The sequence below is a fragment of the Pseudomonas sp. 21615526 genome (genome assembly GCF_013386245.1).
GTDB lineage: Bacteria > Pseudomonadota > Gammaproteobacteria > Pseudomonadales > Pseudomonadaceae > Aquipseudomonas.
In genome coordinates this window covers 1-20975 of record NZ_JACAOM010000095.1, presented here as the reverse complement: position 1 = coordinate 20975, position 20975 = coordinate 1, and the positions used below count along the sequence as shown (strand labels likewise).

The 20975-nt window shown below is 61.8% G+C and carries 19 protein-coding genes; 9 read left to right on the top strand and 10 right to left on the bottom strand.

Annotated features, from left to right (window positions below; genetic code table 11):
* Positions 1–107: 107 nt before the first annotated feature.
* Genes HX786_RS24550 through rfbB form a run of 7 tightly spaced genes read right to left on the bottom strand, consistent with a single transcriptional unit; the run spans position 108 to position 7180 of the window.
* Positions 108–563, bottom strand: a complete 456-nt coding sequence (locus HX786_RS24550) for a YiiD C-terminal domain-containing protein (RefSeq protein ID WP_003213222.1) — start codon at positions 561–563, stop codon at positions 108–110.
* 27 nt (positions 564–590) lie between these two features.
* Positions 591–1976, bottom strand: a complete 1386-nt coding sequence (locus HX786_RS24545; protein WP_003213224.1) for a sigma-54 dependent transcriptional regulator — start codon at positions 1974–1976, stop codon at positions 591–593.
* Positions 1973–3781: an ATP-binding protein gene (locus HX786_RS24540; protein ID WP_023659335.1), complete on the bottom strand. Its 1809-nt coding sequence runs from the start codon at positions 3779–3781 to the stop codon at positions 1973–1975. The genes HX786_RS24545 and HX786_RS24540 overlap by 4 nt, the downstream gene beginning before the upstream one ends.
* Before the next feature lie 36 nt (positions 3782–3817).
* A complete protein-coding gene (gene rfbD, locus HX786_RS24535; RefSeq protein ID WP_177040751.1) occupies positions 3818–4687 on the bottom strand; it encodes a dTDP-4-dehydrorhamnose reductase in 870 nt (289 codons plus the stop codon).
* Positions 4684–5229, bottom strand: coding sequence for a dTDP-4-dehydrorhamnose 3,5-epimerase (rfbC, locus tag HX786_RS24530; RefSeq protein WP_177021900.1), 546 nt, complete (start codon positions 5227–5229; stop codon positions 4684–4686). The genes rfbD and rfbC overlap by 4 nt, the downstream gene beginning before the upstream one ends.
* A complete protein-coding gene (gene rfbA / locus HX786_RS24525; protein WP_032899443.1) occupies positions 5226–6101 on the bottom strand; it encodes a glucose-1-phosphate thymidylyltransferase RfbA in 876 nt (291 codons plus the stop codon). The genes rfbC and rfbA overlap by 4 nt, the downstream gene beginning before the upstream one ends.
* Positions 6098–7180, bottom strand: coding sequence for a dTDP-glucose 4,6-dehydratase (gene rfbB / locus HX786_RS24520; protein WP_008435746.1), 1083 nt, complete (start codon positions 7178–7180; stop codon positions 6098–6100). The genes rfbA and rfbB overlap by 4 nt, the downstream gene beginning before the upstream one ends.
* Positions 7181–7357: 177 nt before the next feature.
* Between rfbB and HX786_RS24515 the strand changes: the two genes are divergently transcribed.
* The 4 genes from HX786_RS24515 (at position 7358) to HX786_RS24500 (ending at position 12840) form a co-directional block, all read left to right on the top strand.
* The gene (locus tag HX786_RS24515) at positions 7358–10267 is read left to right on the top strand and encodes an aminotransferase (protein WP_178912706.1); all 2910 of its coding nucleotides are present in this window, start codon (positions 7358–7360) and stop codon (positions 10265–10267) included.
* Positions 10268–10392: 125 nt separating this feature from the next.
* Positions 10393–11271, top strand: coding sequence for an N-carbamoylputrescine amidase (aguB, locus tag HX786_RS24510; protein ID WP_178912705.1), 879 nt, complete (start codon positions 10393–10395; stop codon positions 11269–11271).
* 6 nt (positions 11272–11277) lie between these two features.
* Complete coding sequence (gene aguA, locus HX786_RS24505; protein ID WP_178912704.1) at positions 11278–12384, top strand: agmatine deiminase; 1107 nt, start codon at positions 11278–11280, stop codon at positions 12382–12384.
* A gap of 243 nt (positions 12385–12627) precedes the next feature.
* The gene (locus HX786_RS24500) at positions 12628–12840 is read left to right on the top strand and encodes a hypothetical protein (protein ID WP_178912703.1); all 213 of its coding nucleotides are present in this window, start codon (positions 12628–12630) and stop codon (positions 12838–12840) included.
* A gap of 169 nt (positions 12841–13009) precedes the next feature.
* Here HX786_RS24500 and HX786_RS24495 read toward each other — a convergent pair whose 3' ends face one another.
* Positions 13010–15082 (bottom strand): TonB-dependent siderophore receptor, encoded by a 2073-nt coding sequence (locus tag HX786_RS24495; protein WP_178912702.1) that lies wholly within the window; start codon positions 15080–15082, stop codon positions 13010–13012.
* Between the two features lie 227 nt (positions 15083–15309).
* Here HX786_RS24495 and HX786_RS24490 point away from each other — a divergent pair, with 227 nt between their 5' ends.
* Positions 15310–16017, top strand: coding sequence for a DsbA family protein (locus tag HX786_RS24490; RefSeq protein ID WP_008435732.1), 708 nt, complete (start codon positions 15310–15312; stop codon positions 16015–16017).
* Positions 16018–16289: 272 nt separating this feature from the next.
* Positions 16290–17576, top strand: coding sequence for an OprD family porin (locus HX786_RS24485; RefSeq protein WP_003218115.1), 1287 nt, complete (start codon positions 16290–16292; stop codon positions 17574–17576).
* Between the two features lie 72 nt (positions 17577–17648).
* On the opposite strand, the gene HX786_RS24480 is transcribed toward HX786_RS24485, so the two are convergent.
* The gene (locus HX786_RS24480; RefSeq protein WP_178912701.1) at positions 17649–18422 is read right to left on the bottom strand and encodes an alpha/beta fold hydrolase; all 774 of its coding nucleotides are present in this window, start codon (positions 18420–18422) and stop codon (positions 17649–17651) included.
* A gap of 257 nt (positions 18423–18679) precedes the next feature.
* Here HX786_RS24480 and HX786_RS24475 point away from each other — a divergent pair, with 257 nt between their 5' ends.
* From HX786_RS24475 to HX786_RS24465, 3 genes are read left to right on the top strand one after another with little or no spacing between them, the layout of a single operon-like run.
* A complete protein-coding gene (locus HX786_RS24475) occupies positions 18680–18895 on the top strand; it encodes a 4-oxalocrotonate tautomerase family protein (RefSeq protein WP_003218111.1) in 216 nt (71 codons plus the stop codon).
* Complete coding sequence (locus tag HX786_RS24470) at positions 18892–19542, top strand: DsbA family oxidoreductase (RefSeq protein ID WP_178912700.1); 651 nt, start codon at positions 18892–18894, stop codon at positions 19540–19542. The genes HX786_RS24475 and HX786_RS24470 overlap by 4 nt, the downstream gene beginning before the upstream one ends.
* Before the next feature lie 31 nt (positions 19543–19573).
* Entirely contained in the window at positions 19574–20284 is a 711-nt protein-coding gene (locus tag HX786_RS24465; RefSeq protein WP_178912699.1) for an SDR family NAD(P)-dependent oxidoreductase, read from the top strand.
* Between the two features lie 168 nt (positions 20285–20452).
* Here HX786_RS24465 and HX786_RS24460 read toward each other — a convergent pair whose 3' ends face one another.
* Positions 20453–20734, bottom strand: a complete 282-nt coding sequence (locus HX786_RS24460; protein WP_178912698.1) for a DUF3077 domain-containing protein — start codon at positions 20732–20734, stop codon at positions 20453–20455.
* Positions 20735–20975: the final 241 nt, after the last annotated feature.

Below are 20975 nucleotides of genomic sequence, written 5' to 3'. Positions count from 1 at the left end.
CGCCGATCAAAAATGTGGGAGCGGGCTTGCTCGCGAAGGCAGTGTGTCAGTCACCAGATGTATTGGCTGATCCACCGCTTTCGCGAGCAAGCCCGCTCCCACATTTGTTATGTGTGCAGGACGTACTGCCCGGTAAAGGCCACGGCCCGCTCTTCACTGCCCTCATTGACGATCCACGTCTCCAGCGCCAAGCGCGCCCGGCCATAACGCTTGTAGGTGGCGACGAATCGCTTCCACACCTTGTCATCAGGTGCCTGGCAAATCGCCGTCGCATCGGTAGTCACCGGCAGCGGATAACTGATCTGCCCTTCCTGAATCACGATATGCCCGTCTTCGATCCCTTCCTCACGCAACTGCAAATGCAGCCAGCCCCAACCTGCCAGCACGGCGCCGCAATACAGGCTGCCGCCAAACATGGTGCTCTTGTGGTTGATGTTGGCGTCCAGCGGCAAGCGCAGTTGCAGCTGCCGGTCCTGCCAGTCGATAACCTTGAGGCCCATTTCCCGGGTCAGGGGAATGTCGTGGTGAAGGATCGATTCCAGGTAACGGCTATCGCGACTCATGGTGGCCTCGTGGCAGGGGGAAAAGGGTCATTCGTCGTCGGCGTGACTGTTGCCGCTGTCGGCGAAGTTCAGCCCGTGCTTGCGCAGTTTGTCGTGCAGGGTTTTACGCGGCACGCCCAATGCCTCGGCGAGGCTGCGCATGGAATTGTGGGTGCGCGCCAGTTCGGCGGCGATCAGGCTTTTTTCAAACTGTTCGACCTGTTCGCTCAAGCCGCCGGGCGTGCTGGTGAGGATGCCCGGCGAAGGGCTGTCCGGGGTGCTGTCCAGCGCCAGTTCAAGGCCCAGGGCGAAACGCTCGGCGGCGTTTTGCAGCTCGCGCACATTGCCCGGCCAGCTGTGACGCAACAACAGCGCGCGCTGGCCCGGTTGCAGCTCTTTCATCGGTAGCCCGTGGCGCGTGCTGGCTTCGTCGGCAAAGTGCTGGAACAGCATCAGCGCATCCTCACCCCGTTCGCGCAGCGGTGGAATGCGCAGCGGCGCAACGTTGAGGCGGTAATACAAGTCCGCCCGGAAGCGCCCCTGGTCGGCGGACTGGCGCAGGTCTTCCTTGGTGGCGGCGATGATGCGGATATCCAGCGGGATCAGCTGGTTGCCCCCCAGACGCTCCACCACACGCTCCTGCAACAGCCGCAGCAGCTTGACCTGCACATCCAGGCTCATGCTTTCGATTTCGTCGAGAAACAGCGTGCCGCCGTTGGCGAATTCGAATTTGCCGATGCGCCGCTTCTGGGCGCCGGTAAAGGCCCCGGGCTCATGCCCGAACAACTCGCTTTCCACCACCGACTCGGCCAGGGCGCCGGCGTTGATCGCCACAAACGGGCCGCTGCGGCGGTTCGACAGATCGTGCAGCGCACGCGCTACCACTTCCTTGCCGGCACCGGTTTCACCGAGGATCAGCACATCAGCCTTGGTCGCCGCCAGCGCGCCAATCTGCTCGCGCAGGCGCAGCATTTGCGGGGAGTGGCCCACCAGGCGCGTACTCAATTGCTGACGGTCGCTCAGGGCCAGGCGCAGGCTGCGGTTGTCCAGCACCAGGCGGCGCAGGGCCAGGGCGCGGCGCACGCTGTCGAGCAGGGCGTCACTGGCGAAGGGTTTTTCCAGGAAGTCGTAGGCGCCGGTGCGCATCGCCTGCACCGCCAGTGGCACGTCGCCGTGGCCGGTGATCAGCAGTACCGGCAGCTCCGGGTCCTGGGCGTGGAGTTCCTTCAACAGTTCCAGGCCGTCCATGCCGGGCATGCGGATGTCGCTCACCACAACCCCCGGCCAATCCCGGGACAGGCGCGCGGTCAGGCCCTGGGCTTCGCCGAGGGTCAGGACTTTCAGCCCGGCCAGGTCCAGGGTCTGGCAGAGGGCCTGACGCAGGTGTGGATCATCGTCGATCAACACCACCTGAATCTGGTTATCGATACTCATACACTGCGGTCCTCGGACGGTTGCAGACTGACACCCGGTGCTCCGGCGCGCAGTTTCAAGGTTAACAGTGCGCCGCCTTCCTTGTGGTTGGCGAACAACAGTTCACCGCCAAAGGCGCGCATCAGGGTGTCGCAGATCGCCAGGCCCAACCCCAGGCCCTGGGTGCGGGTCTTGGTGGTGTAGAAGGGCTCGCTGGCGCGGCCCAGGGCTTCCATGCAGAAACCCGGGCCGTTGTCGCGAATGTACAGGTTGACGCCCTGTTCGGTGGTTTGGGCACTCAGCCAGAGTTTGCGCGGCGGGCCTTTTTCGGTCAGGGCGTCCAGAGCGTTGGCCAACAGGTTGCCCAGCACCTGGCGCAGGCGGGTTTCGCCGGCCGCCACCCACAAGGTGGCCTCGGGCAGGTCGCGGATCAGTTCCACTTCCATTGCCCGCCGCCGCTTGGCCAGCAGCGCCAGGGCATCGTCCAGGGCCGGTTGCAGGGCCACGCTTTCCGGCGCATGCCGGTCGCGCCGGGCGAAGGCGCGCAAGTGGGCGATGATCGAAGCCATGCGCCCGGTCAACTCGCTGATCAGCTTGAGGTTGCCACGGGCGTCGTCGGTGCGCTCATGGTCGAGCAAAATCCCGGCGTTTTCCGCGTAGCTGCGAATCGCCGCCAACGGCTGGTTGAGTTCATGGCTGATACTCGCCGACATGGTACCCAGCGCCGACAACTTGCCGGCCTGCACCAGGTCGTCCTGGGCGCGCACCAGTTCCTGCTGGGCATGTTCACGCTCCAGCACTTCCTGTTTCAGGCGCCGGTTGAGGCCTTCCAGGTCACTGGTCCGCTCGATCACGCGCATCTCCAGCTCGCGACGGGCCTTGGCTTCGAAGGCGATGCGTTCAAGGTAGTGACGGCGGCGCTGCATCATCAGCCCGAGCAACAGCATCAGCACCAGCAAGGCGGCGCCACCCACCGCGACCACGGTGCGCACCGGGCGGCTGATCAAGGTGCGCGGCGCGAGAATCTCGACTTTCCAGCCGGTCTCGGCGATGTCGGTGGATTGGCGCACCCACGCCGTCGGGCTGAGGCTCAGCGGCTGCGGGTCGCGGGTCGGATAGGGCTGGATGGCGATGATGGCGCGGCGTTCTTCATCCGTCAGCGGCCGGGTGGCACGGAAGCGCCATTGCGGGCGCGAGGTCAGGATCACCACGCCGTTGTGGTCGGTGACCAGCAGTTGTTCGGGGGTGTTGCCCCACAGGCTTTCGGTGTGGTCCAGGTCGACCTTTACCACCAGCACACCGATGATCTTGTCGCCATCGCGTACGGCGGCGGCGAAGAAGTAACCGCGCTTGGCCGAGGTGGTGCCCAGGCCGAAGAAGCGCCCGAGGCGCCCGGCCATGGCTTCGCTGAAGTAGGGGCGAAAAGAAAAATTACGCCCGACGAAGCTGTCCTGCTTGTCCCAGTTGGACGCGGCGAGGGTCTTGCCGGTGGTGTCCATCAGGTACATCACTTCCACCCCGGCCTGCGCGGCAACGTCCTTGAGCAGGTGGTTGGCATTGACCAGGTTGGTGCTGACGTGAGGCGCGTCGATGGCGGTGCGCAGGGCCGGCAGGTCACCGAGGATTTGTGGCAACACTTCGTAGCGGTGCAGGGTGCCCAGCAGGTTGGCGACGTACAGGTCCAGCGTCTGGCGGTTCTGGCCGGCCAGTTCGTTGCGGTAATAACGCTCGGCCAAGTGCTCCAGCGGCCACAACAGCGGTGCCAGGCATAGCGCCAGCAATGCCAGGCTGCGCCAGCGGGGTCTTCGCGGAAGGGGTGGAGTCATGGGAGTCGTGCGCCTGTGGGTACAGGCGCATTATGCCTAGTGCTGCTCGGCAAGACACTCGCGTAATGCGTCATGCCACTGCGGTTGCGAGACATGCCATTGCTGTTGCAGGCGGCTGCAATCGAGGCGCGAGTTCAGCGGGCGCCTGGCCGGCGTTGGATAGGCGCTGGAGGGAATCGCTTCCAGCTCGGCGCAGGCACGACCGTTGGCCCGTAGTTGCTCGCCGATGGCCTGGGCAAAGCCGAACCACGACGTCTCGCCCTGGGCCGTCAGGTGGTAGACACCCCAATCCCCGGCCTGGCCCGCCTGCCAGCGCTCGATCAGTGCACGGGTGCTGTTGGCGATGGTCCCGGCCCAGGTCGGCGCGCCGATCTGGTCGGCGACGATGCGCATCTGCGGTTTTTCCTGCAGCAGGCGTTGCATGGTCAGCAGGAAGTTCTTGCCGTGGGTCGAGTAGACCCAGCTGGTGCGCAGGATCAGGTGTTCACCGCCGACGGCCGCGATCGCCTGTTCGCCCGCCAGCTTGCTTGCGCCATAGACGCCCAGCGGGTTGGTTGCGTCGTCCTCGTTGTAGGGCGCGGCCTTGCTGCCGTCGAACACGTAGTCGGTGGAATAGTGAATCAGCGGAATGCCCAGTGCCTTGGCTTCCTCGGCAAAAATCCCGGGCGCGGTGGCGTTGATGGCGAAGGCCACGTCCGGCTCGCTCTCGGCTTGATCGACGGCCGTATGGGCGGCTGCGTTGATGATCAGGCCCGGGCGATGGGCGCGTACCTGGTCGCGGACCTGCTCGGGATGCGCCAGGTCCAGTTGATCGCGGCCCAGCACGATCAACTCGCCCAGGCCCCGGAGGCGCTGTTGCAACTCCCGGGAGACTTGGCCATGTTGGCCGCTGATAAGGATTTTCATGGGAACAGGTCGGCCTCTTGCAGGCTTTTCCCGGCCTGGTCCTTGGCAGACAGTTGCGGCGTCTCCGTCAGTTCCCAGTCGATGGCCAGCGTCGGGTCGTTCCAGAGGATGCAACGCTCGGCGCTCGGCTGGTAGTAATCGGTGGTCTTGTAGAGGAACTCGGCGTAGTCGCTCAGCACCACAAAGCCGTGGGCGAAACCTTCCGGTACCCACAACTGGCGATGGTTATCGGCGCTAAGCCGCACGCCCACCCATTGCCCGAAGTTGGGCGAGCTGCGGCGGATGTCGACGGCCACATCCAGCACTTCGCCGGCGATGACGCGCACCAGTTTGCCCTGGGTATGTTCGAGCTGGTAATGCAGGCCGCGCAGCACGCCTTTTTGCGAGCGCGAGTGGTTGTCCTGCACGAAATCACGCTTGAGCCCGGTGGCCTCTTCGAAGGCGCGGGCGTTGAAGCTTTCGTAGAAAAAGCCGCGCTCGTCACCGAACACTTTCGGTTCGATGATCAATACGCCCGGCAACGCCGTGTCGGTGACCTTCATTTTTGCTCCCCGGCCAGTGAATACAGGTATTGGCCGTAGCCGGTCTTGCCGAAGTACTTGGCCCGCTCCAGCAAGTGGTCACGGTCGATCCAGCCGTTCTCGTAGGCGATTTCTTCCAGGCACGCCACTTTCAAACCCTGGCGGTGCTCGATGGTCTGCACATACGTCGAGGCCTCCAGCAGGCTGTCGTGGGTGCCGGTGTCGAGCCAGGCGAAACCACGGCCGAAGCGCTCCACGTGCAGGTCGCCACGATTGAGGTAGGCGTTGTTGACGTCGGTGATCTCCAACTCGCCCCGTGGCGATGGCTTGACTGCCTTGGCGATCCTGATCACGTCGTTGTCGTAGAAATACAGGCCGGTCACCGCGTAGCTCGACTTTGGCTTGGCTGGTTTTTCCTCGATGGACAGCGCGCGGCCCTGGCTGTCGAAGTCGATCACGCCGAAACGCTCCGGGTCCTTGACCCAGTAACCGAATACCGTGGCGCCAGATGGGCGTTCGGCAGCAGTGCGCAGTTGTTCGCCGAAGTGCTGGCCGTGGAAGATGTTGTCGCCCAGGATCAGGCATACCGGGTCATCGCCGATAAACTCTTCGCCAATCAAGAACGCCTGGGCCAGGCCGTCCGGGGACGGCTGCTCCGCATAAGTGAACCGCACGCCAAACTGGCTGCCATCGCCCAACAGGTTGCGGTATTGCGGCAGGTCTACCGGGGTGGAGATCACCAGGATTTCCTTGATCCCGGCCAGCATCAGCACCGAGATCGGGTAGTAGATCATCGGCTTGTCATACACCGGCAACAGTTGCTTGGAAACGCCCAGGGTAATGGGGTGCAAACGCGTGCCGGAGCCACCGGCCAGTACGATTCCCTTCATCATGCGATCAGATCCTTAAAGTCGGTGTTGCCCAGTCGTTCGCCTTGATAACTGCCGTCCTGGACCCTGCGGCACCATTCCAGGTTATCGAGGTACCACTGCACGGTTTTGCGCAGGCCGGTTTCAAAGGTTTCCTGCGGAACCCAGCCCAGCTCGCGTTCGATCTTGCTGGCGTCGATCGCATAGCGCTGGTCGTGGCCCGGGCGATCCTTGACGAAAGTGATCAGGTCAGTGAATTTCTCCACGCCCGCCGGGCGTTGTGGTGCCAGTTCTTCCAGCAGGCCGCAGATGCTGCGCACCACGTCGATATTCTTCTGCTCGTTATGGCCGCCGATGTTGTAGGTCTCGCCTACCACACCTTCAGTCACCACTTTGAACAGCGCGCGGGCGTGGTCTTCGACGAACAGCCAGTCGCGCACTTGCAGGCCGTCGCCGTACACCGGCAATGGTTTACCTGCGAGGGCGTTGAGGATCACCAGCGGAATCAGCTTCTCGGGAAAGTGGAACGGCCCGTAGTTGTTCGAGCAATTGGTCAACAGCACCGGCAGGCCGTAAGTGCGCTGCCAGGCGCGTACCAGGTGATCGGACGCGGCCTTGCTGGCCGAGTACGGCGAGCTTGGGGCGTAGGGCGTGGTTTCGGTGAACAGGTCGTCGACGCCGTGCAGGTCGCCATACACTTCATCGGTGGAGATGTGGTGGAAGCGGAAGGCGCTCTTGGCCGGTTCTTCCAGCTTCTGCCAATAACCGCGTGCGGCCTCCAGCAGGCTGTAGGTACCGACGATATTGGTCTGGATAAAATCCGACGGGCCGTCGATGGAACGGTCCACATGAGACTCGGCCGCCAGGTGCATGATCGCGTGGGGCTCAAAGCGCGCCAGTACGGCGCTGACGGTGGCCTGGTCGATGATATCGGCCTGGACGAACTCGTAGCGGCTGTTGCTCGCGATGCTGGCCAGCGACTCAAGATTGCCGGCGTAGGTCAATTTGTCCAGGTTGAGCACTTCGTGCCCGGTGTGTTGAATCAGGTGCCGGATCAGAGCGGAGCCGATGAATCCGGCGCCGCCGGTGATGAGAATGCGCATGTCGGAGGCCCTTTTCCTTAGACAGACATTAAGCGAATGGAGCATAGCTTGAGTTGTGGAGCCAGGTGGTGCAAGGGGCCACAGTCAGATTGACGGCACTGCGCGGGACTGGGGGTTGCGTAACCCCCGTCAACAATGGCGATATAAGCGCCTGATAAAAAAGCCAGGGGTCTTCACATGTTGCTCGCCACGTTGATTCATCGCGCCAGCCTGCCTTGCCCGCAAGTCGGGCCTGTGCCTGCGACGCAGCTACTTGAGCAGCATTACGGCCTGGGTGGGGCGTTGCAGTCCCTCGGCAGCCAGCAAGACCTCAACTACCGTATCGACAGCGAGCGTGGCCGCTTTGTGCTGAAAATCTGCCGGGGCGACTACGCCGCCGTCGAGCTGCAGGCCCAGCACGCAGCCCTCAAGCATCTGCAGGAACATTCGGATGTACGGGTGCCCAAGGTGATCTCGTCGCTGGCTGGCGAAGAACTGCTGACCGAGACCGTCGCCGGGCAAACCGTGCACCTGCGGTTGCTGGACTACATCGACGGCCAGCCGCTGACCCATCTGCCCCATCTGGGGCGCGAGGTGATCGCAGGCTTCGGCGAACTCTGCGGGCGGATGAGCCAGGCGCTGGCCGACTTCGAGCATCCGGGCCTGGAACGTACCCTGCAATGGGACCCACGCCATGCCCTTGAGCTGATCACTCATTTGCTGTCGACCCTCGAAAACCTCCCGCACCGGGCCGGGCTGGAGCGCGTGGTGGAGCAGGTCGGGCAGCGTCTGCTGCCGTTGGCCGACCGCCTGCCCTGGCAAGCCGTGCACATGGACATCACCGATGACAACGTGGTCTGGCAGCGTGATGCCCAGCGGCATTGGCAGATTGAAGGCGTGATCGATTTTGGCGACCTGGTGCGCACCTGGCGCATTGCCGACCTGTCGGTGACCTGCGCGGCGCTGCTGCATCATGCCGAGGGAGATCCGTTCGCGATCCTTCCGGCGATCCAGGCGTGCCACCGGATCACGCCGTTGCAGCGCGAAGAGTTGCAGGTGCTATGGCCGCTGATCGTCGCGCGGGCCGCGGTGTTGGTGCTGAGCAGCGAACAGCAGCAACGCCTGGACCCGGATAACGCGTACCTGTTGAAGAATGCCGAGCATGAGTGGGAAATTTTCCACGTAGCCACCTCGGTGCCCTTTGAATTGATGGAGGCGGCGATCCTGAACTGCGTCGGTGCCGAATTGCCGCCGATTGTCGGTGAAGGCTTCGCGCCTTTGTTGCCGGGGCTCGTTGGGCGTGAATTCGCGTTGATCGATCTGGGCGTGCTCAGCCCGCATTTCGAGGCCGGTAACTGGGAGCAGGAGGGCATTGATCGCCGATTGCTGGAACAAGCGGCCGTGGTCCATGGCCTGGCAGCCAGTCGTTATGGTCAATACCGTCTGTCCCGCACCCAACCCGACAGTGCCGTGGAGCCGGACACCTTCGCGCTTCACGTAGAACTGCACATGCCCTTGGGCGCCACGGTGGAAGCACCGTTCGCCGGCACCTTGCGCTATGGCGCCGACGGCCTGCTGAGCCTGCATAGCGCCCAGTTGAGTGTTCGGCTGTGGGGCGTGAACGCCTTGTTGAAGCACGGCGCCGCAGTGGTAAAAGGCCAGGTAATCGGCGATGTGGTCGCGCCGCTGACAGTACAACTGTGCCGCGCCGAGCTTGAGCCACCGCTGTTCTGCACGCCTTCCCGGGCGGCGGCATGGCAAACGCTCTGCCCATCCCCGGCCACGTTGCTGGGACTGGCCTGCGACGCCGAGCCGGAGCTGGACCCCGAAGCCCTGCTGGCGCGTCGGGACGCCAGTTTCGCCCGCTCGCAGAAGCACTATTACGTCGACCCGCCGCGCATCGAGCGCGGCTGGCGCAACCATTTGATCGACATGCAGGGCCGTTCCTACCTCGACATGCTCAACAACGTCGCCGTCCTCGGCCACGGTCACCCGCGCATGGCCGAGGTGGCGGCGCGGCAATGGTCGCTGCTCAACACCAACTCGCGCTTCCACTATGCGGCGATTGCCGAATTCTCCGAGCGTTTGCTGGCGCTGGCGCCGGACTCCATGGACCGGGTGTTCCTGGTCAACAGCGGCACCGAGGCCAACGACCTGGCGATTCGCCTGGCCTGGGCCTACAGCGGTGGGCGCGACATGCTCAGCGTGCTGGAGGCGTACCACGGCTGGTCGGTGGCGGCGGATGCGGTGTCGACCTCGATTGCCGACAACCCCCAGGCCTTGAGCAGCCGCCCGGACTGGGTGCACCCGGTGACCGCGCCGAATACCTATCGCGGCGAGTTTCGCGGGCAGGACAGCGCCCCCGACTACGTACGCAGCGTGGAACACAACCTGGCGAAAATCGCCGCGCAGAATCGCCAGCTGGCGGGTTTCATTTGCGAGCCGGTGTATGGCAATGCCGGCGGGATTTCCTTGCCGCCCGGTTATTTGCAGCAGGTGTACGCGCTGGTTCGTGAGCAGGGCGGCGTGTGCATCGCCGACGAAGTGCAGGTGGGCTACGGCCGCATGGGGCATTTCTTCTGGGGCTTTGAAGAGCAGGGCGTGGTGCCGGACATCATCACCATGGCCAAGGGCATGGGCAATGGCCAGCCGTTGGGCGCGGTGATCACCCGCCGGGAAATCGCCGAGGCGCTGGAGGCCGAGGGTTACTTCTTCTCCTCATCGGGAGGCAGCCCGGTGAGTTGCCGGATCGGCATGGCGGTGCTGGATGTGATGGAGGAAGAAAAGCTGTGGGAAAACGCCCAGGAGGTGGGCGGACACTTCAAGGCGCGGTTGGAGGCGCTGGTCGAGCAGTATCCATTGGTGGGCGCAGTGCATGGTTCCGGGTTTTACCTGGGGCTGGAATTGGTCCGCGATCGACAGACCCTGGAACCGGCCACCGAAGAGACTGCGCTGCTGTGTGACCGACTGCGGGAGCTGGGGATCTTCATGCAGCCCACCGGCGACTACCTGAACATCCTCAAGATCAAGCCGCCGATGGTCACCTCACGGCACAGTGTGGATTTCTTCGTCGACATGCTGGCGAAGGTTCTGGAGGAAGGCTTGTAACAATAAACTCGATTGTTATCGGTAAAATTTGATCATTTTTCGATGAGCGGATATTTATTAGCTTCAAAAGCCGATTTTTATCCGCTATAAAGGCGTCCACTTGCCCGCCGCCGAGGAGATGATTCATGAGCCGTATCGTTACCGTTGCCGCGACCCAGATGGCCTGTTCCTGGGACCTTGATGCCAATCTCGAAACCGCTGAAAGGCTGGTGCGTGAGGCCGCCGCCAAGGGCGCGCAGATCATCCTGATCCAGGAACTGTTCGAGGCCCCGTACTTCTGCCAGAAGCCGAACCCGGACTACCTGCAACTGGCGACCACGGTTGAAGATAACGTCGCGATCAAGCACTTCCAGAAGGTCGCCCGGGAACTGCAGGTGGTGTTGCCCATCAGTTTCTATGAACGGGCCGGCCGCGCGCGTTTCAACAGCATTGCGATCATCGACGCGGACGGCTCCAACCTCGGGATTTATCGGAAAAGCCACATCCCGGACGGCCCGGGCTACCATGAAAAGTATTACTTCAACCCCGGCGACACCGGCTTCAAGGTGTGGAACACCCGCTATGCGAAGATCGGCGTGGGCATCTGCTGGGACCAGTGGTTCCCGGAAGCCGCCCGCAGCATGGCGCTGCAAGGCGCGCAAATCCTGTTCTACCCGACCGCCATCGGCAGCGAGCCCCACGACAAGACAATTTCGTCCCGTGACCACTGGCAGCGGGTACAGCAAGGCCATGCCGGCGCCAACCTGATGCCGCTGATCGCCAGCAACCGCATCGGTAACGAGGAGCAAGACGGCTACGACATCACCTTCTACGGCTCGTCCTTCATTGCCAATCAGTTCGGCGAGAAAGTAGAAGAACTCAACGAAACCGAAGAAGGCATCCTGGTGCACCGCTTCGATCTCGATGAACTTGAACACATTCGCAGCGCCTGGGGTTCGTTCCGCGACCGCCGTCCGAACCTGTATGGTGCGCTTAAAACCCTCGACGGTTCCCTGGAGTCCTGAATCGCCATGACCACTTTGCACAGCACCCCCCGCGCCGACGGCTTCTACATGCCTGCCGAATGGGCGCCACAGACCCAGACCTGGATGATCTGGCCCGAGCGCCCGGACAACTGGCGCCTGGGCGGCAAGCCGGCGCAGGCCGCCCATGTGGCGGTGGCCAAGGCCATTGCACGTTTTGAACCGGTGACCGTGGCGGTCTCGGCCGGCCAGTACGAAAACGCCCGGGCGCGCCTTGACGTGCCGAATATTCGCCTGGTGGAAATGTCCAGCGACGACGCCTGGGTCCGCGATACCGGGCCGACCTTCGTGATCAACAACAGCGGTGAAGTGCGCGGTGTGAACTGGGACTTCAACGCCTGGGGCGGTTTTGATGGTGGCTTGTACTCGCCGTGGAACCGCGACTCCCAGGTGGGCGGCAAGATCCTCGAGATCGAGCGCAGCCCGCGTTATCGCACCGAAGGATTTGTGCTGGAAGGCGGTTCGATCCACGTCGACGGCGAAGGCACCCTGATCACCACCGAAGAATGCCTGCTTAACCGCAATCGCAACCCGCACCTGCAGCGTGAGGAAATCGAAGCGGTGCTCAGCGCCAACCTGGCGGTGGATAAGATCATCTGGTTGCCGGATGGCCTGTTCAACGACGAAACCGACGGGCATGTGGATAACTTCTGCTGCTACGTACGCCCAGGCGAAGTGTTGCTGGCCTGGACCGACGACCCGCAAGACCCGAACTATGCGCGCTGCCATGCCGCCATGGACGTACTGCAAAGCAGCACCGACGCCCAGGGCCGCTCGTTCACAGTGCATAAAATGCCGATCCCGGGGCCGCTGTACGCCACCGAGGAAGAATGCGCAGGCGTGGACCCGGTAGACGGCACCCAGGAGCGCAATCCCACCGTGCGGTTGGCCGGTTCCTACGTCAACTTCCTGATCGTCAACGGCGGCATCATCGCGCCGAGCTTCGACGACCCGCTGGACAGCTGCGCCAAGGAAATTCTGCAGAGCCTGTTCCCGCAGCATGAAGTGGTGATGGTGCCTGGCCGCGAACTGTTACTGGGGGGCGGCAACATCCACTGTCTGACCCAGCAACAGCCGGCCCCGCACAAAAACTGAGTGCACTTGTAACAGCCTGGTGCCGGGTTTAACGGCAATCGAGTGCGCCATGTTTTGCGCGCTTACAGCAAGCCCGCGGCCCGTCAGGTTCGCGGGCTTTTTTGTGTGCAAGTGCCGACAAACCGGGCACATTGGCATAGCTCTTGTATCGCTGTTGCGACACACAGCACGGTGTATGACTAAGCGGTTCTGTCATAAACCTTGAGTAAGTTAGCCGCTCATGCCGTCGGAGAGAGCGCTGAAATGAATGCCGATATCAACCTGATGTACACGCGCACGTTCCCCCCTTTGCGGGTGAACGGTGACGCGATCCACGCGCTGGCGCTCTGGTTGAAGGCAAACGGTTCGCGGCAGATCAGGACGCCCGACCCGCGCCGGGTGATGAGCGAACGGTACCCGGCGGGGCTGTTCAGCGAGGACGAGGTGCAGGCGTTGTGTGAATTGATGCAAGGCTGACGGTTGTTTTCAATGTTGCACTGGACCTTGTGGTGAGGGAGCTTGCTCCCGCTGGGCTGCGCAGCAGCCCCAAAACAGATCATCGAGTTCTATCTGAAAAAACACAGTCGCCTATTTTGGGGGGGCTTCGCACCCCAGCGGGAGCAAGCTCCCTCGCCACGCAAGCCTGTTAGAAACTGTAGGTTCCGGTCACCACCAGACTGCGCGGGTCGCCGAACTGAATCTGCGCCGCACTCGTCGCTGACGCGTAGTATGTCTTGTCGCTGATATTGTTCAGCGCCGCCCGCACATCCCATTCCTTCTGCCGGAACCCGGCCAGTGCGTCCCAACGGCCATAACCCGGCAACGCCACCGTGTTGGCGTTATCCGCATAACGCTCACCCACCAGCGTCAGCCCGGTTTCCGCGTACCAGCCCATCTCCGGTTTCCAGGTGACGAACAGGCTCGCGTTGCGCTTGGCCACGTCGCTGATGCGCTTGCCTTCAAAGCCATTGTTGTCTTTCACCACCGTGGCGTCCTGCAGGCCGACGCCACCGCGCACGTACCAGTTGCCGACGACCTTGCCGGTAGCGGTCAACTCCACGCCACGGGAACGCTGCTCGCCGCTGAGCAGGGTGATGGTCGGGTCCAGCGGGTCGCGGGTGCGGCGGTTGTAGAGCTCCAGTTCATACACCGCCAGGGTGGTGCTCAGGCGGTCGTCGAGCCAGTCGCTCTTGACCCCGATTTCCTTCTGTTTGGTCAGCTCCGGGCTCAGGTCGTTGGCGTTGCCCGTGGCATTGGGCGTGATGCCGATCAGGCCGCCGCCGGTCGGCGAGAACGTCTTGCTCCACGAGGCATAGAACGAATGGTGTTCCAGCGGCGTCCAGACCAGGCCCACGCGCGGGCTGGTGCTGTGGCTCACGACCTGTTCCGAGGCGTTGGTCAGTTTGTTGGTGGACTCCACATCAAAGCGGTCATAGCGCAAACCGGCGAGCAGTTGCCATTGATCGTTCAGGCGCAGTTGGTCCTGCACATACACGCCCTGGCTTTGCGCTTCGGTGTGACTGCTGCTGAATGCCGGCAGGCGGCCGTAGTGGCGCAGGTCCGGGTTGGGGTTATACACATCCACGCTCGGCACAGCGGCGAGCGGCGCTCGATAGAGTTTCGGGTCACGGCGCTGGTTGCCCAATTCCACTCCGGTGAGCAAGCGATGCTCCAGGCCGAAGGTGGTGAAGCCGCCTTCCAGTTCGACGTTGTTGAGGATGTTGCGGGTGGTCAAGTCCTGCTGCCAGCGCTGGCGCCCGACCTTGCCGGTTTTTGGGTCGTAGCTGACGGCGTAGGTGTTATCGAAGTCGCTGTCCAGGGTGAACACGCCCAACGTATGGCGCAGTTGCCAACTGTCGTTCAGCTCATAGGCAAGCCGCGAACGCAGGGATTGGGACGTGTCGTCGATGTAATCGCGCTTGTCACCATAAGTGGTGCCGCGGCTGACATCTGCCGGCCGCCCATTGACCCCGGGAATGCCCCGGTCCGGCGTGCGGTTGTAGCGGCTGTATTCGTACTGCACCAGCCAGTTCAGGTCGGGGCTCAGTTGCCAGCTCATGGACGGCGCAAACAGTTGGCGATTGCCGCTGACGCCGTCGCGGAAACTGTTGTTGTCCTGGTTGCCCATGTTCAGGCGCAGGCTGATGGTGTCGGTGGGGTCGGTGCTGAGGTCGGCGTACAGGCTGCGCAAATCATTGCTGCCGCCCTGGGCCTCGATGCTGGAGGCGCGACCGGCCTGGGGCAGCTTGCTCACACGGTTGACGATGCCGCCCTGGCCGCCGCGGCCGTACAACACGGCTGCCGGGCCTTTGAGCACCTCGATGCGTTCGATGTTGTGCAGGTCGCGCACGTATTGGCTGTCGTCGCGAACGCCGTCCAGGTAGAAATCGTTGCTGGCGTCGAAGCCGCGGATGCGCAGGCTGTCGAACCGTGTGTCGGCGCCGCTGCTGACGTTGGGTATACCGCTCAAGGCCTGGCCCAGGTCATTGGTGCCGTAGGCACGCAGGTTGTCGGTTTTTACCGAGTCGATGGCCTGGGGCACATAACGCACCGGTGTGGCGGTGCGGGTGGCGGTGCTGGTTTCCTTGACGCGCGGGTCGTCCTCGTCAGCTTCGGCGCTCACGGAGGTTTCCGGCAGGACAGTGGCAGCGCAGGTAAATCCGGCAGACAGCAGGACAGAGAGCCCAAGGGTCATGGGCGTCAGGCGAAGGGCAGGCATCGGGGTGTGTATCCAAAAAGGTTGGCAGAATAAAAGCGCGTTAATGGTAATGCTTACTATTTGCGCAGGTTATCTATTCCTATGCGGACCTTTCTGAAAAATGTTACGGCGTATGTTTTGCAAGGGTATTCGACCGATTCTCGAAACAGTCTGAAAGCCGATCCGGGGTTTTTCCCAATTGTGCGTGAGACTAATCTGCCGGTCATCAACATCCATCGGAGCCCGTCATGTCGGCAGCCACACTTCACTACATTTACGACCCGCTGTGCGGTTGGTGTTACGGCGCCGAGCCGCTGCTGAGCGCCGCCCGGAGCGTGTTACCGATCCAGTTGCATGGCGGCGGCATGATGACCGGCGCGAATCGCCAATCCGTATCGCCGCAGTTGCGTGACTACGTAATGCCCCACGACCGGCGCATCGCCGAGTACACCGGGCAACCGTTTGGCGAGGCGTATTTCGAAGGTTTGTTGCGGGACCACGGTGCGGTGTTCGATTCAGCCCCGCCGACCAGCGCCGTGCTGGCGGCAGAAAAAATTGCCGGTCGCGGGCTGGAATTATTGGCGCGTCTGCAAACGGCGCACTACGTCGAAGGTCGCCGAATTGCCGATAAGGACGTGCTGCTGACCCTGGCCGAATCCATCGGTTTGGATCCCCAAGCCTTCACCGCCGCTTTCAGTGAAATCCTTGGCGCAGCAACTCAAGCGCACATCAATGACAGCCGCCAATGGCTGGCAAAAGTCGGCGGCCAGGGCTTCCCCACGCTGGCCCTGGAGCAGAATGGGCAGCTGCAATTGCTCGATATCAGCCCCTGGTTGGGCAAGCCAGAAGCCTTCGTTGAGTGGCTGAGACAAAGAGTCGCAATTTCGATTCAGCCCACCCAATCGAGTGCACCAATGTGTGGCCTGCAGGGGTGTGCAGATCCAGGAAGCGCTTGATAGAGCCTTGCGCAATGATGGCTATTTAATGTTTCTTAGACTTTTTTAGCCTAAATACAGAAGATTCACGAAATTGACACACAGTAAAGGGCGCGGATAGGATTCGCCCCAACGCCTGTGGCTAACCGCCATGACTTCCCCAATAAAAAAAGGCCCGCGGCATTTCACGTCGTCCGCGGGCCTTTTTTTATCTGGGAAAGTCGACACCAGAAAAGCAACACGGAGCCTGGTGTCACAGCGCGTACTCAACCAGCAATAAGGAATATAAGAAAATGTTGAAGCAACGGATGGGGCTGATCGCTCTGGGGATTTTGAGCGCTACGCAAGCAATGGCTGACGACCAATCCCAATCGAAGGGTTTTGTTGAAGACAGCCACCTGAACATCGCGGCACGCAACGCTTACATCAGCCGCGACTACAAAAACGGCAAGCAAGACAAAGCCGAATGGGGCCAGGGCTTCATCGGCAAGTTCGAATCCGGTTTCACCCAAGGCACCGTCGGTGTGGGTGTGGACGTGATCGGCCAATACGCCATTCGCCTGGATGGTGGTAAAGGTCGCAGCGGCGCTGGCGGTATCGACTTCTTCAAGCAAGGCGACAGCGGCGAAGCAGCCAACGACCTGGCCAAGGGCGGCGCTGCCGTCAAGGCACGCATCTCCAACACCGTGATCAAGTACGGTGATCAGATGCCAGCCGTGCCGGTCCTGGAATACGACAACTCCCGCCTGTTGTCCGAAACCTATACCGGTACCTCGATCGTCTCCAAGGAAATCGCCGGCCTGCAGCTGGACGCTGGTCACTTCACCAAGGAAGCTCGCAAGAGCGCCGAGGGTTCCGACAGCGGCGCGCTGAAAAGCATCGACTACATCGGCGGTAGCTACAAATTCACCGAAAGCCTGTCGGCAGCGCTCTACGCTTCCAACATGCAGGACGTGCTGAAGAAGCAATACGTCAACGTCAACTACGTGCTGGCCCTGCCAGAGAAGCAATCGTTGACCTTCGACTTCAACGGCTACAAGACCAAGCTCGACCGTAGCTTCGCCCTGGAAAACCAAGGTGACGCCGACGCTCGCGACAACAAAATCTGGAGCCTGGGCGCCACGTGGGCCGTTGGCCCGCACAGCTTCACCGTGGCTCACCAGCGCAGCACCGGTGACACCGGTTACCTGTACGGCGGCTACCGCAACGCAGGCGGCATCGGCGACGGTGGCAACACCATCCTGCTGGCCAACTCCTACTGGTCTGACTTCAACGGCAAGGACGAGCGCTCCTGGCAAGCAGGCTACGGCCTGGACTTCAGCGCCTTCGGCGTGCCTGGCCTGACCTACAACATCGCCTACGTGCGCGGCACCAACATTGACGACGGTTCCAACCGCGGCAGTGGCACCGAGCGTGAAATCTTCAACCAGTTCAAATACGTAGTACAGAGCGGCCCGGCCAAAGACCTGAGCCTGCGTGCCCGTGCGTCGTGGTTGCGCGTTTCCAACAACGCCAGCAACTACAACGTGGGTGGTAACGAGATCCGCCTGTTCGCCGACTACCCAATCAACGTTTTCTAATTGATTCGGCGTCGCGCCTGATTCAAGGCGATAAAAAACCCCGACTGGTTCGGGGTTTTTTTATGCCTGCGATCAGCGCTTGCTGGCGGCTGCGATGATCACATCTGCGACCTTTTGCGGCTGCGACAGCATCGGCACATGGCTGGTTTGCACCACGGTGGTGGTGGCATTGATTTTCTTCGCGTAGGCCTGCTCCAGGCCCGGGTCGATCATGCGGTCCTTGGCGGCGACGATGTAATAGTTGGGTTTGGTTTTCCAGGCGGCGACCGTGATTTTATCGTCGAACGCCTTGCCCAGAATCGGCCCCTGGGTCACGGCAATCAGGTTGGCCTGGTCGGCAGGCAAGTCCTGGGCGAAGTTTTTCGCCACGGACGCGGCGGGCAAATACAAGTAGCCGGAAGCGTCGGCACTGATGGTCTCGATACCCGGCGGGGTTGGGTAGCCTTTCTCGGACTCGGCAGAGCTCTGGCCCTCGGACGGCGCGAACGCGGCCACATAAACCAGTGCCTTGACCTTGTCGCTGGTGCCGCCCTGTGTGATCACACTGCCGGCCCACGAATGGCCCACCAGAACCACCCGCCCACTCTGGGCATCAATCACCCGCTGGGCGGCGGCCACATCATCGGCCAGGGACGTCAGCGGGTTTTGCACCGCCACCACCTTCAAGCCTTTGGCCTGCAACAGCGGAATCACCTTGTTCCAGCTGGAGCCATCGGCAAAGGCGCCGTGCACCAGCACCACGGTGGTGTCCGATAGCGCCGGGGTGGCGGCATAGGCGTGGCCGGTGAGCATCGCGGCGGCCATCAGTGTAGGCAGCAACAGGGTTTTGAATGTGGATTTAAGCATGTGGGGCACGTCCGTAAGTGAGGGGTTATCGGCCAGCACTCAAGGCGTTTGCAGCCTGCCTTAAGCATGTAGGCAAGACGCGCGGGGAGGGCGGTTATTCCAGGGAGCAGTAAAAAACGCAGCGCCGGACGTCTCGATTGATTACATAGCATCACTAATGAAGTACTCCGCCCCACCTTTATCCACCTCAAGCAACCTCTTAAATTGGCCTCACTGCCTGCCCACCATGTCGATGGGCAAGTCACTGGAGCCTTGTCATGCCATTTGTCAGCGTACGTATCACCCGCGACGGCGTTACCTCGGAGCAGAAAGCCCAGGTCATTGCCGAGATCACCGAAACCCTCGAACGCGTCCTCAACAAACGCCCGGACCTGACCCACATCGTCATCGAAGAAGTCGACACCGATAACTGGGGCTACGCCGGCATCACCACCACCCAGTACCGCAAACAGCTCGCGGAAAATCCGTCATGAGCACGCCCGTCACCATCGACTTCATCTCCGACGTGGTGTGCCCGTGGTGCGCCCTCGGCGCCACCGCCCTGGAGCAAGCCATCGACAACCTGGCGGGCGAAGTGAAGGTTGAACTGACCTTCAAACCCTTCGAACTCAACCCCGACATGCCGGCCGAAGGCGAAAACGCCGTCGCCCACATGATGCGCAAATACGGGCGCAGCGCTGAAGAAGTTGCCAGCGGCAAAAGGATGTTGATGGAGCGGGGTGCGGCCATCGGCTTCACCTTCGACCTGGAAAAGCGCAGCCACTTCTACAACACCTTCGACGCCCATCGGTTGCTGTTTTGGGCGTTGCAGCAAGGGCGCCAGCTCGAGCTGAAAAAGGCGCTGTTGCGCGGGTATTTCAGCGATGGCCAGAACGTCAGCGACCACGAAACCCTGGCGCGTCTGGCCGCCGAGGCCGGGCTGGAAATTGAAAGCGCACGACGGGTGCTGGGCTCTACCGCCTACGCCAATGAAGTGCGCGAGCTGGAAGCGTTCTACCGCGAGCACGGCATCAACTCCGTACCGGCCATGGTCCTCAATGGCCGCCAGTTGGTCTCCGGGTCGCAATCCGTCAGTTACTACGAACAGATGCTGCGGGAAATGTCCGCCGCGGCTGCTTGAACCATCCCATTTTCCCTATAGAGGTTTCATCATGAGCAATTCGAAAAAAGTCGTTGTGATCACCGGTGCATCCCAAGGCCTGGGCGCTGCTGCAGTGAAGGCTTACCGCGAGCTGGATTACCGCGTGGTTGCCACCTCCCGGTCGATCAAACCGTCGACGGATCCGGACATCCTCACCGTGGCCGGCGACATCGCCGACCCGGCCACCGCCGAGCGCGTCATCCGCGAAGGCGTAGCGCGTTTTGGCCGCATCGACAGCCTGATCAACAACGCCGGGATCTTCGTTGCCAAACCGTTCACCAGCTACACCCACGAAGACTACGTAAACGTGTTGGCGGTGAACCTGAACGGGTTCTTCTACATCACCCAACTGGCGATTACCGAGATGCTGAAACAGGACGCCGGGCACATCGTCAACATCACCACCAGCCTGGTGGACCACGCGATTGATGGCGTGCCTTCGGTGCTGGCCTCGCTGACCAAAGGCGGGCTGAACTCGGCGACCAAATCGCTGGCGATTGAATACGCCAAGCGCGGGATTCGCGTGAACGCGGTGAGCCCAGGGATTATCAAGACGCCGATGCATGGGGAAGAGACGCATGCGGCGTTGGGCAGCCTGCATCCGGTTGGGCATATGGGGGAGGCGCGGGATATTGCGCAGGCGATTGTGTACCTGGAATCGGCTGGGTTTGTGACCGGGGAAATTCTGCATGTGGACGGTGGGCAGAGTGCTGGGCACTAAGCGATACGGCTGAATAAAAAAACGCCCCGGACCGTGATGGTTCGGGGCGTTTTTGTGGGTGACGGCTTCAAGCCAGGCACTCTAGAACAAACAACAACGATCAAATGTGGGAGCCGGGCTTGCCCGCGATGGCGATGGCCCAGCCAACACATCCACAACCTGACACACCTACAGATTATTGCCCGGCGACTCCAACACCTTCACCACATCATCAATCACCGCCTTGCTCATCTCCTGCAGATAGTGCGAAGCCCAGGCGTACCGGTCCGTATCCCGAATCATCGCCGCGTCCTCTGCCAACAGCTTGGCCACATGCAGCAAATCGGAAACGTGAGACAGCGCTTCACGCAGGGAAACCCCGCTGTTAACGCGGAACAGAGGCTGGTCGGAATGAAATGAAAAAGGGGTAACGCCGAGGGTAGTGAAGCCAGACGGATTTGGAGCGCTCATCGGTAAAACTCCCATATCTAGTGAGAGCTACCACGTTCGTTATCAGGCGAATGGGTGGCAGCTGTGCGCAGGCTGATAAACCGGAGATACAGGAACCCGGCAGACCCGAAGGTCTCCCACGCACAGCCGCCATTGCACGAAATGGTGGGCGTAAAAAAACGCCTGCACATCGTGGTTGTGGGGCGCTGTTGCGCCTGCATCTTGCCGGGTTATCAGGCCCGGTCGCTGAATTGGCAGCGAC